General features: G+C 62.6%; 15 protein-coding genes and 1 pseudogene. 10 read left to right on the top strand and 6 right to left on the bottom strand.

Annotated elements, in window-relative coordinates; translation table 11 throughout:
* Positions 1–552: a sigma-70 family RNA polymerase sigma factor gene (locus NKJ06_RS11925; RefSeq protein ID WP_352633366.1), complete on the top strand. Its 552-nt coding sequence runs from the start codon at positions 1–3 to the stop codon at positions 550–552.
* A 68-nt stretch (positions 553–620) separates the two neighbouring features.
* Here the strand turns inward: NKJ06_RS11925 and NKJ06_RS11920 are convergent, their stop codons facing one another.
* The gene (locus NKJ06_RS11920; protein ID WP_352633426.1) at positions 621–941 is read right to left on the bottom strand and encodes a response regulator; all 321 of its coding nucleotides are present in this window, start codon (positions 939–941) and stop codon (positions 621–623) included.
* A 224-nt stretch (positions 942–1,165) separates the two neighbouring features.
* Between NKJ06_RS11920 and NKJ06_RS11915 the strand changes: the two are divergent.
* The 3 genes and pseudogenes from NKJ06_RS11915 to NKJ06_RS11905 all read left to right on the top strand — a co-directional run.
* Positions 1,166–1,380, top strand: a pseudogene (locus tag NKJ06_RS11915) (Crp/Fnr family transcriptional regulator); the annotation flags it as partial.
* A gap of 154 nt (positions 1,381–1,534) precedes the next feature.
* Positions 1,535–1,861 carry an ElaB/YgaM/YqjD family protein gene (locus NKJ06_RS11910; protein ID WP_352633365.1) on the top strand — a complete coding sequence of 109 codons (327 nt, stop codon included), beginning with the start codon at positions 1,535–1,537 and terminating at the stop codon, positions 1,859–1,861.
* Between the two features lie 12 nt (positions 1,862–1,873).
* Positions 1,874–2,332 carry a hypothetical protein gene (locus tag NKJ06_RS11905; RefSeq protein WP_352633364.1) on the top strand — a complete coding sequence of 153 codons (459 nt, stop codon included), beginning with the start codon at positions 1,874–1,876 and terminating at the stop codon, positions 2,330–2,332.
* Between the two features lie 80 nt (positions 2,333–2,412).
* Here the strand turns inward: NKJ06_RS11905 and NKJ06_RS11900 are convergent, their stop codons facing one another.
* A complete protein-coding gene (locus NKJ06_RS11900) occupies positions 2,413–3,945 on the bottom strand; it encodes a sensor histidine kinase (protein ID WP_352633363.1) in 1,533 nt (510 codons plus the stop codon).
* A 169-nt stretch (positions 3,946–4,114) separates the two neighbouring features.
* On the opposite strand from NKJ06_RS11900, the gene NKJ06_RS11895 reads away from it, so the two are divergent.
* Positions 4,115–4,288: a hypothetical protein gene (locus NKJ06_RS11895; protein WP_352633362.1), complete on the top strand. Its 174-nt coding sequence runs from the start codon at positions 4,115–4,117 to the stop codon at positions 4,286–4,288.
* A 29-nt stretch (positions 4,289–4,317) separates the two neighbouring features.
* Here NKJ06_RS11895 and NKJ06_RS11890 read toward each other — a convergent pair whose 3' ends face one another.
* Positions 4,318–5,238, bottom strand: a complete 921-nt coding sequence (locus tag NKJ06_RS11890) for a diacylglycerol/lipid kinase family protein (protein ID WP_352633361.1) — start codon at positions 5,236–5,238, stop codon at positions 4,318–4,320.
* A gap of 243 nt (positions 5,239–5,481) precedes the next feature.
* Here NKJ06_RS11890 and NKJ06_RS11885 point away from each other — a divergent pair, with 243 nt between their 5' ends.
* On the top strand, positions 5,482–6,804 hold the full coding sequence (locus NKJ06_RS11885) for a PRC-barrel domain-containing protein (protein ID WP_352633360.1): 1,323 nt from the start codon (positions 5,482–5,484) through the stop codon (positions 6,802–6,804).
* Between the two features lie 50 nt (positions 6,805–6,854).
* Here NKJ06_RS11885 and NKJ06_RS11880 read toward each other — a convergent pair whose 3' ends face one another.
* Positions 6,855–8,426 carry an alkaline phosphatase family protein gene (locus NKJ06_RS11880; protein WP_352809834.1) on the bottom strand — a complete coding sequence of 524 codons (1,572 nt, stop codon included), beginning with the start codon at positions 8,424–8,426 and terminating at the stop codon, positions 6,855–6,857.
* A gap of 227 nt (positions 8,427–8,653) precedes the next feature.
* On the opposite strand from NKJ06_RS11880, the gene NKJ06_RS11875 reads away from it, so the two are divergent.
* The 4 genes from NKJ06_RS11875 (at position 8,654) to NKJ06_RS11860 (ending at position 11,716) form a co-directional block, all read left to right on the top strand.
* Positions 8,654–9,586, top strand: coding sequence for a VOC family protein (locus NKJ06_RS11875; RefSeq protein ID WP_352633358.1), 933 nt, complete (start codon positions 8,654–8,656; stop codon positions 9,584–9,586).
* A 4-nt stretch (positions 9,587–9,590) separates the two neighbouring features.
* Complete coding sequence (locus NKJ06_RS11870) at positions 9,591–10,211, top strand: alpha/beta hydrolase (RefSeq protein ID WP_352633357.1); 621 nt, start codon at positions 9,591–9,593, stop codon at positions 10,209–10,211.
* Between the two features lie 2 nt (positions 10,212–10,213).
* Positions 10,214–10,513, top strand: a complete 300-nt coding sequence (locus NKJ06_RS11865; protein ID WP_109665182.1) for a GNAT family N-acetyltransferase — start codon at positions 10,214–10,216, stop codon at positions 10,511–10,513.
* Positions 10,514–10,657: 144 nt separating this feature from the next.
* Positions 10,658–11,716, top strand: a complete 1,059-nt coding sequence (locus NKJ06_RS11860; RefSeq protein ID WP_352633356.1) for a dipeptidase — start codon at positions 10,658–10,660, stop codon at positions 11,714–11,716.
* Between the two features lie 9 nt (positions 11,717–11,725).
* On the opposite strand, the gene NKJ06_RS11855 is transcribed toward NKJ06_RS11860, so the two are convergent.
* Entirely contained in the window at positions 11,726–11,986 is a 261-nt protein-coding gene (locus NKJ06_RS11855; RefSeq protein WP_352633355.1) for a hypothetical protein, read from the bottom strand.
* Positions 11,987–11,988: 2 nt separating this feature from the next.
* Positions 11,989–13,248, bottom strand: a complete 1,260-nt coding sequence (locus NKJ06_RS11850; RefSeq protein WP_352633354.1) for an aminomethyl transferase family protein — start codon at positions 13,246–13,248, stop codon at positions 11,989–11,991.
* Between the last annotated feature and the right edge of the window lies 1 nt (position 13,249).

Genomic DNA, 13,249 nt, shown 5'->3' with positions numbered 1-13,249 from the left:
ATGGCAGCGGTCTCCCAAGGCTTCAAGACCGATCTGCTTGGGGCGATCCCGAGCTTGCGCGCCTTTGCCGTGTCGCTGACGCAGAATGCCGACAAAGCGGACGATCTCGTCCAGGAAACGCTGGTCAAGGCGTGGGACAAGCATGAGAGCTTCCAGCCTGGCACCAATCTCAAAGCATGGCTTTTCACCATCCTGCGCAATGAATTCTATTCGCAGATGCGCAAACGCGGGCGCGAAGTGCAGGACAGCGACGGCATCATGACGGCCAGGCTTGCCGTTCATCCGGCCCAGCATGGCCAGCTCGATCTGAAGGATTTTCGCGGCGCCCTCGAGCAATTGCCGGAGGATCAGCGCGAAGCCATCATCCTTATCGGTGCGTCGGGTTTCTCCTACGAGGAGGCCGCCGAGATTTGCGGTTGCGCGGTCGGGACGATCAAGAGCCGCGTCAGCCGGGCCCGCACGCGCTTGCAGGAGATCCTGAAAATATCAGGCGAAGACGAGTATGGTCCGGATGCGATTTCGGCCCAGGTAACGGGCACTCCGGCCAGTTGACCTGCGATCGCCAGGCGCGATCCGCAAGGGTCGGGCGCCAGGCGCGATCCGCAAGGGTCGGCATCTTCTCAACCCGGAGAAGCACGTCCGCAGGCCGCCGCCACCGCTTGCACGAGGTCTTCACCCGAATAGGGTTTGCCGACCAGCTTGACGCCCGGAAACGATGCCTTGATTTCATCGGCATCCGAATAGCCCGACGCAAACACGAAAGGTACGCCTGCCGCGCGCAACCCCGAAGCAAAATCGAGTGTCGAGGCGCCGCCCAGCATGAGGTCGACAATGGCCGCATCGAATTGCGTGGCGACCTCCCGGCCATCGACCTCGGTCAGATCGCGGGCGATCACCACCTCACCGGCGCCGTGGTCACGGCAAAGCTGCTCGACATCCATGGCGATGAGAAATTCGTCCTCCAAGACGAGAATCCGCAATCCGTCAAGCAATGTGGGCACAGGCAATGTGGGCACAGGCAATGACTCCTCGAAACGCATAGACTCATGATCGCTAATTGGCGTGCTGTCATTTAAAAAAGACATGTGGCCGGCGGCGGAACCTCAATCCTTGCAACGCATTGAAATGCAGCCCTTCCAAAGAGCGGGCTTTCGAAGGGGGCGAAATGTCAGCTCAGGACAATCGCGCTCGCTCTAACCGTAAGTATCCTTGCGAGAACTGCCCATCGCGGTGCCGGTTTTCCGCGACTTCGAAAAACAGGAACTGGCCTTCATCGGCAAATTCAAGAAAGGCGAGCTCGCCGTCGACAAGCTGTTGCTGGACGGCCGCCGCCAAATCCTCAACTATCTCATGCTCGGCGATCTGATCGGCCTGCACGGCAGGTGATTCGTCGGCCGCTGATTTGGCAAAGCGCTTTTTTACCATGTCGGCGGGCAGGGTGCGCGCCGATGCGTTTTCGGCTAGTTTGTCCCTGGTGTCGGAACCTTGAGACATGCGGCGCGTTTGAAACCAAGCAATCACAAGGAGTTAAGCAATGGCAACTGCCGCAGGAAAGACCGCAAGCGACGCCCGTGCAAATGCAGACCTTGAAGCCGACATCAGGCAGTTGAAGGCCGATATCGACAAGCTCACCAAGCAGTTGGCCAAGACCGGCGAGCATGGCTATGGCACAGCCCGCCGTGCGGCCACCGAAGGGGTCGAGCAGCTGCGTGCGCACGGCGAAGCTGCCTTCGACAGTCTGCGCAGCAACGCCAAGGATATCGAAGCGCAGATGATGGCCAGCGTGCGCGAAAAGCCGGTGACGTCACTGGCGATCGCCGTCGGCGTTGGCTTCCTCTTCGCGCTTCTCGCGCGTCGCTAATCGCATCCTCAGATGGGAATGCTCGCATCCCTGATTTCCGGCCTGGCGTCGGGCGAAACCGTTGCCGCCATGCGCCGGGCGCGCACGGCGGCAATCGTCTATGGGCTCGCCCTGTCGGCAGCGCTCTGTGGTCTCGGGTTTCTGGTCGGCGCAGCCTATATCTGGGCGGCGATGCGCTACGGGTCGCTTGCCGCCGCGCTGGGCTTTGGCGCCGGTTTCCTGGTGCTTGCCGGGCTGATCCTGCTGATTTACCAGATATCCGCAGGCTCGCGCGCGCGGCGCCGGGCGCAACGACGCAATGCCGAAATGAAAGCAATCGGCATCACCGCCGCGCTCGCCGTGCTGCCGACGCTGCTCAAGGGAAAGGGCGGTCTCGGCGTCATCCTGGGTCCGGCCCTGGCGATCGCCGCCTACGCTATCTATCGTGAGAACGTGAAATCTGACGATCCGGATGAGAGCGAGCGGAAATAAGCCTTTTGGCCCCTTTCCGTTTGATCATGATCCCGAAACCGGCTCTTGCTTCGCTGATTTCGGGTTCGGGGTCAGGTCCGTCACTTCGACAGATCTTCCAGAGGCATCGATATTTCGGCAAACACACCTTCCGGCCGGAACTCGTGGGTCACTTCGCTTGAAATCACCTTGGCAAGGCTGCGGCGGATGAGGATCGAGCCGAAACCGTGCCGCTCCGGCGGGGCGACTTGAGGACCGCCGCTTTCGCGCCAGGTCAGGACCAGGCGTCGAGCACCCTTCCTGCCCTGCGTCCTCCAGTCGAGATCAACCTTGCCTGATACCACCGACAGCGATCCATATTGCAGCGCATTGCTGCCCAGTTCATGCAGGATCAGGCCAAGTCCGACGGCCTGGTCTGGCGACAGCAGCAAGTCGTCGCCGGAGATCGTCATGCGCGGCTGCTCTGCCGTTTCGAAAGGCCTGACTTCGATCTGGACAAGTTCACGAATGCCGATGCCGCGCCACTCGCGGTCGGACAACAAATTGTGGGCGATGCCCAGGGCCTGAAGCCGGGCGCCAAAGGCTTCGAGGAATTCGCTCGGCTGGCGGGCATGGCGCACGGTCTGCGTCGCCAGCGCCTGGACGGTCGCCAGAGTGTTCTTGACGCGGTGGTTGAGTTCGCGCAGCAGCAGCCGTTGCCGCTCGTCGCCAAGCTTGCGCTCCGATATGTCGTAGTTGACGCCGAAGATCAGCGTCGGCTTGCCGTCGCCGTCGCGCTCGATGACACGGCCGCGCGTGGCGAGCCAGCGTGGCGGATGAAAGCCCTTCACCCGGTATTCGCCGAAATAGTCGTCGCTGCCGGTCAAGGCGTCGCGAAAGCGGGTTTCGGTCTGGTAGACGTCGCGCGGATCGATGGCGGTGAGGATGTCGCGTGCCCGCAGCCGGTTCGAGCGCGGCAGGTTGAACAGCTCCGACATCAAGGTGTCGCATTCGATGATGTCGTTGCGGATGTCCCACGCCCAGCTGGCCAGCGACGCCGCATCGAGCGCGATGGCGCGCCGCTTTTCCTCGCGCGCCAGCGCGGCCTCGGCGATGGCGCCGCTGCGAGTCGCGTCCTTCAAGGTGAGCAGGCTGGCGGCGAGGCCGGCGAGCGCCTTCAACTGGTCGAGTTCGGCGCGGGATGGAAAGGCATGCGGCTTGCGGTCGAGCACGCACAGCGTGCCGATGCGGGCACCTGCGACGATCATCGGCGCGCCGGCATAGAAACGGACATGGTGCTTGCCGGTGACCAGCGGGTTGGCCTTGAAACGGGGGTCCGTCGTTGCATCCGTGACCACCATCGGCTCGTCGCCGGCGGCAATCGCATGGACGCAGAAGGAGATGTCGGTCGCGGCTTCGGTCTCGTCCAGGCCGAAGCAGGATTTGAACCATTGCCGCTCATGGTCGACGAGCGTGACCAGGGCGATCGGCACCTGCATCGCCGCCGCGGCAAGGCTGCTGATGCGGTCGAAATCCGGATCGGCGGCCGTATCCAGCATCTCCAGCCCGTGCAGCACGGCCAGCCGGTCTTGATCCTTGATCGCGCGTGCAACTTCAGCCGGCAGGCCCGGCACTGTTTCTGCCTTACTATTCACCAAGCCCCCAATGCCCCGTCTTGGCCTGCCCCGTCTCGGCCTTCGCTCCCGCGCCGGCCTGCCGATCCAGGAGCAGCCCGCCGATCCGGAACCATCCTAGCAAGGAACCGTTACCTGACCATGTTGTGCCAGATGCGTCAGCTGGTGCAAAACAAGACAAGGACCGACCATGGCCAAGATCATTCCCGAGAACAAAGCGCGTCAGGGGCGATGGGGCTGGCACGGCCTGCGCATTTTGATTGCCGCGCTGCTTCTGGCCTTCGCTGCCTGGGGCATCGCTGAAATCTATGGTGAATTGGTCAAGACGCCGGCGACGGAGCAAGGAAGTGCGCCAAGCGGCTAGATTTTCGGGCTTCGTCGTTCGAGGTCGCATCAGGCAGCCTTTGCCTCGGCGAGGCTGGCCGGCACCAGGACATTCAGTGCGCCAGGCCGGATTTCGATCGTCGTTTCACGATCGAGCCTGACCAGTTCTCCATCCATCACGGCGCGAAACTTGCTGCTTCCCGAATGGATTTTCAGGACCGTTCTGTTCGCCTGATGGATTTCGACATGTTCATTGTCGCGCCATTTGCCGCGCGCCATGTTGAAGAAGAATTTGACCAGCTCGGCGCGCTGCTGCGCCACCGTGACATAGACGCCAAGCACGCCGCCGGCCGGGTTGTCAGCGTAAGGCAGGTGGCCTTCGCCGAACAGATTGTTGGTGATGCCGATGCCGGTGATGCGGGCCGCAATCTCGGCTTCGCCGATGCTGAGCGTCACGTTCATCGCCGGGGGATTGTTGATTGTCGCCCAGGCTGCCTTGGCCGTGGCGCGGATCTTTCCCAGGCGCGAACCGAATTCCATCTTCTGGCGCAGTTGCACCATTTTGGCGTGCATGCCGATCGAAAACTGATGAACGAAGGGCCGGCCGTTGGCCGTGGCCATATCGACTGCGACAATTTCGCCGTTGGCGAAGGACTCCAGCGCGGCATCGAGGGACTGCGGAATGCCCAGCCCACGAGCGAACAGGTTCATGGTGCCGGCCGGCAATATGGCAAGCGCCTTCTTCGTGCCCATCAGCCGGGCAGCCGCGGCGGAAATGGTCCCGTCGCCGCCACCGGCCAGCACGACATCGACGGAGCGGCGTGAAGCCGCGCCGTTGAGCGTTTCCACTACATCCTTGCCGGCGACAATCTCGATGCTGAGAGAGTGCCCCGACGCCTCCAGCGTCTGATGCATCCTTTCGGAGAAAGCGGCAAGGTCAATAGTGCGCAACGTGCCGCCATCCCGGTTCAGCACCGCTGCAAATCTCATGCCCCGCTCCGTCGCTCGGGCCGGCACAGACCCAGCCAATGGCTGAAACGCGACGAAGCGGGAAAGGTTCCGTTTTGAAAGCAGCCAATACCGGCTCCGTCCTTCAGTCGCCGCGCATCCGCGCCCGCGTTTTTGTCGGAACAACAGCATGCTCACAACGTTGTGAAATTGCAGATGACGCCGCGTCCGAACTCCCTAAGCGACGGTTGCGGCGCACAAAATTACGCACGAGGAGAGACTGACATGATCCGCAATCTTTTAGCCACGACTGCAATCGCAACCCTGGTCGCGACTGGGGCTTATGCGCAGACTGCAACAACCCCGGCGCCAGCACAGACGCCCGCCGTTCAGGAGCCCGCCGCTGCCCCGGTGCGTGCCGAGGGCAGCATCGTCACCAATATCATCGGTGAATCCGTCTATAACGGCACCGGCGACGATGCTGAGAACATCGGCAAGGTCAGCGACGTCGTCTTCGACAAGGATGGACAGGCGAAATCCGTCGTCATCGGCGTCGGCGGCTTCCTGGGTATCGGAGCGAAGAATGTCGCTTTCGACTATGCCAAGCTGCAATGGGCCGAAAAGAACGGCGACCGCTGGCTGGTTGCCCAGACGACGAAGGACGAGCTGACGGCGCAGGCAGAATTCGACAGCAAGCCCTACGCTCCGGCTCCTGCGCCAGCCGCGTCGACCGATGCCACGGCGCCGACCGCGCCCGCGACGACGGATACGGCGCAGAAACCTGCCGACATGAATGCCCCTCCGGCGGAACCTGTGAAGCGCGCCGATGGCAACCTTGCCACCAACATCATCGGGGAAACCGTCTACAATGGCACCGGTGATGACGCGCAGAACATCGGCAGCGTCAGCGACATTGTGCTGACCAAGGAAGGCAAGGCCGAGTCCCTAGTCATCGGCGTCGGTGGTTTCCTTGGCCTCGGAGCCAAGAATGTCACCTATGATTTCTCCAAGGCCCAGTGGGCCGAGAAGAATGGCGACCGCTGGCTGGTGGCCCAGACCACCAAGGAAGAACTGCAGGCGCAGCCGGATTTCAACCGCAAGGCCTATGATCCGGTACCCGCGACAACGGCATCCAATGAGCCGGCAGCAACCGCCCCGGCCGCCGTTCCGTCCAACACGACGGCCCCTGCTGTCGCTCCGGCAGACAAGACGGCGGCGGCTCCTGATGCCTCGGCTCCCGACCAGACGCAGACCGCAGCCATCGACAAGTCCGCGCTGACCGAAATGCCGGTTGGTGAGATCCGCGCCGACGATCTGAAGGGCACCACCGTCTACGGTGCCAACGATGCCAAGGTCGGCGTGATCGGCGACGTCGTCTTGACCCCCGACAAAAACCCCGATGCCGTGATCGTCGATGTCGGCGGCTTCCTCGGCATTGGCGCGAAGGAAGTCGCGGTCGGTATGGATAATCTCAAATTCATGACCGACAAGGACGGCAACAAGTATCTCTACACGACCTTCACTAAGGAACAGCTCGAGGCTCAAACCGCCTATGACAAGGGCAGCTATGCCGAGAAGCGCGATCAGCAGCGCATGATTGTGCGGTAGCTCGGTTCAGTCTTGAAGAAGGTCCGCCCCGGCAACGGGGCGGACCTTTTTCATGTCAGGCGCGGAGGGAGACCGGCGGCGCGGCCCGCAATTCCGTGCTCCGTCAGCTCTACCAGTGCCAGCGACTGGTCAAGATGTTCGGCACGCCAGGCAAGGAGCCGTTCGGCAAACTCCAGCCGCACGGCGAGATGCTTTGGGGAGGCCGCGAGATTGTCCAGTTCGCCCGGATCACTTTCGAGATCGAACAGCAGCGGCGGCAGGCCGCCACCGAAATGGACATATTTGAATTTTTCCGTGCGGATGACGGCGAGGTTGCATTGGCGTGAGGTGATGCCGAAATGGCGTTCGGCCTCACCATCGGCAATCGAGCGGAAATCGAACTCCCAATGCGCGGCATCGCGCCAGGCTGCAGGGTTCGCTCCGTCCAGGAACGACCTCAGCGAGTGACCGTCGAGATGTGGCGCGGGAGCCTCGCCGAGCAGGTCGAGAAGCGTCGGCACAATGTCCACCGCTTCGGTGAAGCGGTCGACGCTGCCGCCGGCCGCCTTGCGGTGGTGCGGATCGCGGATGATCAGCGGAATGTGATAGCTGCCATCGAAGTAGCCGCCCTTGCCCAGCATGAAATGGTCGCCCATCATCTCGGCATGGTCCGATGTCAGCACGATGATGGTGTCGTCCCACGCGCCCGCGGTCTTGACCGCTTGCCAGACGCGGCCGAGCTGCGCGTCGACCTCTGAGATCATGCCGTAATAGATCGCGCGTATACGGCGAAAGTCGTCATCGCTCCAGTCGTGCACCCTGCCATTGGCGTCGGGACGGAACTTAGCCTGCTTCTGCCGGCCAATGTCATAGACGAGATAGGGATGGCTTTCCGCCTCTTCCTGCCAGCTTGCCGCCCGCAGGAAGGCGGGGCCGTCCGCTGGTTCATACAGCGTGTTGTAGGGCTCCGGGACGATGAAGGGCGGGTGCGGGCTGATGAACGAAAGATGCGCGAACCACGGCGCGGCGCGCTCCTGCTCGCCGAGCCAGCGCGTGAATTCGCCGGTCAGGAAGGCGGCCGGCGTTTCATCCCTGGAGTAGACAGGTGGCGCGTTGCTGACAGATGCGCTGGCCTTGCCTTGGGTCACCGGGCGGTGGATGTCGGGAGACCCGGCGCTGGTGTCGATACCTCGCTGCTTCAGCCAGGACAGCCACTGTTTCTGATGCTCGGGCAGCAGCTGGCGCACCGTAAAGCCCGGCAACACGCCTTCATAGCTTTGCAGCCGCGGGTCGCCCGGCGCCAGCAGGCGCGGGTCGAGCGACACGTCGGTATAGCCGAACAGTGTCGGATCATAGCCAAGGCCGCGCGCATGCAACGCGATGTTGCCGTGACGGGCGTCAAGCGGCGTGCCGTTGCGGCAGACGCGGTTATTCATCTGGTAGAGGCCGGTGTAGAGGCAGGCGCGGGCCGGCGAGCAGGGCGCCGCACCGCCATAGTGCCGCTTGAACAGCACACCCTCTGCGGCCAGTGCGTCGGCATTCGGCGTTTTCACAACCGGATGGCCCGCGGAAGACAGACAATCGCCGCGCCACTGGTCGCATGTGATCAGCAGAATGTTAGGCCGCCTGGCTTTTCCAGTCACTCGCGATACCCTTGTCCCTGGATGGTCGAACGCCGCTCATGGAACCGAATTCTGACGACGGCGCAAGTCCGTCTTGTGAGTCAATTGGTGAACAAACTTCTTTCCATTGTTCACTTTTGCAGGACAGTCCATTCTGTGTTTGCCGCCTTTGCCTAAAGCGCCCGCATCCTCATATTGGCGTGGACAGCGGCGAGGGCCGCACAAGCACCAAGGGAAGGAGCAAGACAATGCTCGACCAGATCAAGGGCCTGCATCACGTCACATCGATGGCCAAGGATGCCCGGCAGAACAATGAGTTCTTCACCCAAAAGCTCGGCCAGCGCCGGGTCAAGAAGACTGTCAATTTCGACGCGCCCGATGTTTACCACCTCTACTATGGCGACGAATCCGGGATGCCCGGTTCAGTGATGACCTATTTCCCGTTCCCCAACATCGGCAAGGGCCGTCACGGCGTCGGTGAAGTCGGCACCACGGTCTATTCGGTACCGGAAGGCACGCTTGCCTACTGGGAAAAGCGTTTTGCCGATGAAGGCGTCACCGGCGTGTCGCGCGAACAGACATTCGGCGAGAAGCGTCTGGCCTTTTCCGGTCCCGATGGCGACGGTTTCGCGCTGGTCGAGGACAAGGCGGATAGCAGAGCGCCCTGGGCGAAAGGCGGCATCCCAGCTGATGAGGCGATCCGCGGCTTCCACTCGGTGTCGCTCCGGCTGAAGGATGGCGGTGCCACCGAGGAGCTTTTGAAATTCATGGGCTACGAGGAGATCGAGAAATCAGGCAACGTCAGGCGGCTCGCTGTGAAGAACGGCAACGGCGCCGATGTCGTCGATATCGAATCGCTGCCGACCACGGCCTTCGCCGATCTCGGCGCCGGCTCAGTCCATCATGTCGCCTTCGCCGTCGAGAACCGTGCCAAGCAGCTCGAAGTGCGCAAGGCGTTGATGGACACCGGCTATGGGGTGACACCGGTGATCGATCGCGATTATTTCTGGGCGATCTATTTCCGCACGCCGGGTGGCGTGCTGTTCGAAGTTGCCACCAACGAGCCGGGTTTCGATCGCGATGAGGATACCGCTCATCTCGGCGAGGCGCTGAAGCTGCCGACGCAGCACCAGCACCTGCGACCCTATCTCGAACAGCATCTGCAGAAGCTGGAAGGCTGAGACCATGAGCAAGGACGCGTACATCCACAAGCTGCTGCCCGGTTCGCCGGGCGGTCCGTTGCTGTTCGTCTTCCATGGCACGGGGGCCGACGAGAACCAGCTTCTGTCGCTGGGGCGCGATCTCGCGCACCAGGCAACCATTATCTCGCCGCGCGGCGACGTGTCGGAACAAGGTGCGGCACGCTTCTTTCGCCGCACTGGGGAAGGCGTCTACGATATGGACGATCTGGCGCGGGCGACGGACAAGATGGCAGGCTTCGTCAACACGTACGTCGAGGCGGCGAAGCCGTCGGCCGTGCTCGGTCTCGGCTATTCCAATGGCGCCAATATCCTGGCCTCGGTGGTGTTTGCGATACCGGCGCAGTTCGACGCTGCGGTGCTGATGCATCCGCTGATCCCGTTCGAACCTGACGTCAAGGGCAGTCTCGCTGGCCGCCATATTCTGCTCACCGCCGGCAAGCACGATCCGATCTGCCCACCGAACCTGACCACGCGGCTCGAAGCTTATTTGCGTGCCGACGGCGCCGATGTCACAGTGGAATGGCATGAAGGCGGGCACGAGGTGCGGCCAAACGAGATCGAGGCGGCACGGCGGTTCTTTGCCAATGCTGCCCAAGGAGTATAGCGATGCCGGATCAACTGCCTGAGATCGAACTGGAGGATCGCGGTTCCAAGGGTCGCTACGTCCTTCGCGGGCCCGGTGGCGCCGAAGCCGAGATGACCTTCACCAAGATCGGCGAGCACCAGATCATCATCGATCACACTGAGGTACCGGACGCGTTTCGCGGCCAAGGTGCCGGGCTTAGGCTCGTCACCCGCGCCGTCGAGGATGCGCGTGCGGCAGGCAAGAAGATCATCCCGCTCTGCCCATTCGCCAACGCCCAGTTCCGCCGCCATCAGGAATGGGCTGACGTGCTGAAGCGGTAGGGATTTCGTCGCTCGTAAACGGCGCGACAAGCGGCTGCCATCCCAGCGGGGATGGCTTTGGCATTTGCGCGGGTGGCGCATCCTGCCTATGTAGATATGATCCATCTCAGCCCCTTGCCGACAAACGAACCGAATGATCCCCCTATGACCGAAACCGACCTCGTTCCCGTCTTCGACGGCCACAACGATACGTTGCTCAGACTCTATCAGTCTAAAGACACCGACGTCGAAAAGCTGTTCATCGAGGGGAAATCGGGCGGCCATATCGACCTGCCGCGTGCCAAAGCCGGCGGCTTTGCCGGCGGCATGTTCGCCATCTTTCCGCCGCCTGTCGAGAAATCCAGGCGCAGTGCCGTGCCCCTGGCGCCGAGTGATGCCGAGCCGCTGCCGCCCGAGGTTCCGCGCAATGACGCGCTGACCTCGACGATCGCCATGGCCTCGATCCTGTTTCGGCTGGAACGGGCCGGAGCGCTCACCGTCTGCCGCAGCGCCGGCGACGTGCGCAACGCCATGGCGCAAGGCTCGATCGCGGCGGTGTTCCACATCGAAGGCGTCGAGGCGATCGATCCAGAGCTCACCATGCTCGACGTGCTGCACGCTGCCGGCCTGCGCTCGCTCGGCATCGTCTGGAGCCGGCCGAACGCCTTCGGTCACGGCGTGCCGTTCCGCTTTCCGTCCTCGCCTGACACTGGGCCCGGCCTGACCGATGCCGGCAAGGCGCTGGTCAAGGCCTGCAATCAGCTGAAGATCATGATCGATCTGTCGCATCTCAACGAGAAAGGTTTTCGTGATGTCGCCGCACTCAGCGACGCGCCGCTGGTCGCCACCCATTCCAACGTGCACGCGATCTGCGGTCATTCGCGCAATCTCACCGACTGGCAGCTCGGCGCGATCCGCGAGTCCGGCGGCATGGTCGGGCTAAACTTCGCCACTGGCTTCCTGCGCGAGGACGGGCGAATGAATGCCGACACCAGCCTCGACATCATGGTGCGCCATGTCGATTCGCTGCTGCAGGCGCTGGGTGAAGACGGCGTCGGCGTCGGCTCGGATTTCGATGGCGCCATGATCCCGGCCGTCATCGGCGACGTTGCCGGCCTGCCGAAGCTGCTCGATGCTCTTTCGGCACGGGGTTTCGGCCGTGCGCTGATCGAAAAGATCGCCTATCGCAACTGGCTCGGCGTGCTGGAAAAGACAATTGGATAGCGCTTAGCGCTATTCGAAGCCGATCCTTTTCAACCAGTCCTTGCCGCCGCCGCGATCGCGGATGATCGGCAGCGGATCTTCCGAATCGAGCCGTGCGCAGATGCGGTAGACTTCGAGCGTCTCGGCGCTCATCTCGTCGCGCTTGTAGAAAAACATGGCCGCGGCATAGCGCGTGCGGCCGGACCATTTTTCGCCGAGCGGCGTGTTGACGAGCTCCCACTGCTCGGCGGCTTCCCCATCTTCTTTAGGCTTGTCGGCTTCGTCGGTCATGGTCAGAAGTCCGCGGGCGGGTTGGCGGTGCGGCGGTCGAGCTTGATGAACGGCCGCGCCACTACCTTGGCCCGCTTCATCAGCTTCTGATACTGCAGCTCGCGCATGGCGTAGATCTCGACCCAGAGGTCCTCGATAATTGTATCACCGTATGGCCGCGCCAGCGAGGCGATGGCGATGTTGCGCTTGGCCATCGGCGACCACATGGCGCCGCTGACCAGGCCAACCTCCTGGGCTTTCTTGTGGTAGATGATGGCGTGTTCGGCCGGGATGTTGCCCTCGATTTCCAGCCCGACCAGCACATGGCGCAGCTTGCGTTTGGTGCGAGCCTCGAGGATGGCACGACGGCCGTTGAAATGGCCCCTTTCCAGATCGATCATGAAGCCGAGCCCGATCTCGTCAGGCATGCGCAGGCGGTCGGCGCGGATGGCGTGCTCGGCGGTGGTGAAATCCGCATTGGCAACGATCAGCCCGGCCTCGAGACGCGCGCGGTTGAGCGGCGTGTAGCCGATGGCGCGGATGCCGCGCTGTTCGCCCGCAATCATCAGCCGGTCCCACAGGCTCAGCGCCTTGCCGGCCGGCACGAACAGTTCGTAGCCGAGATCGCCGGTGAAGCCGGTGCGCGAAATCGTGACGCTATCCCCATCATGCGGGAAGTCGGCAAGATCGAATATTTTCAGCTTTTCGACGCCGGTGAAGCCGGCATCGCGCAGCACCGCAAAGGAAGTCGGCCCTTGCAAGGCGAGGCCCGCGATGGCTTCTGTCTCTTCCTCGACTGTGACGTCGAAGCCGCAGGCGCTGTCGAGCAGCCAGGGCAGATGCCGCTCCTGCGAACAGAGGCGGAAACGCGTCGATGACAGCCTAAACAGCATGCCGTCGTCGAGGACAAAACCCGCGTCGTCGCACCATGCGGTGTAGTGGACGCGGCCCGGTTTGAGCTTGGTGACGTCGCGTAGCGTCACACGATCTAGCAAGGCTTCGGCGTCCGGCCCTTCGATCCGGTATTTGATCGTCGGCGAAATGTCGAACAGCGCCGCCTGGCTGCGGATGGCGAAATATTCGAGCTCCTCGTCCCACAGCGAATGCGGGGCACGGTAGCCGGCCCAGTTGTACCAGTCCTGGGTTTTGGCCAGCGCGTCGATACGCGGCTGAAAGGGTGTGCCCAGACGCAGCGTGCGGAAATGCGATTGGACGGCGATGCGAGCCGAAATGGCTGTGCCGGCTGTCTTTGCAACGGGCTTCTTCCTGGTTGCCTGAGCCATG

It is taken from the genome of Mesorhizobium sp. M0293 (assembly GCF_040321735.1).
Classification (GTDB): Bacteria; Pseudomonadota; Alphaproteobacteria; order Rhizobiales; family Rhizobiaceae; genus Mesorhizobium.
This window is presented reverse-complemented; position numbering and strand designations above follow the sequence as displayed.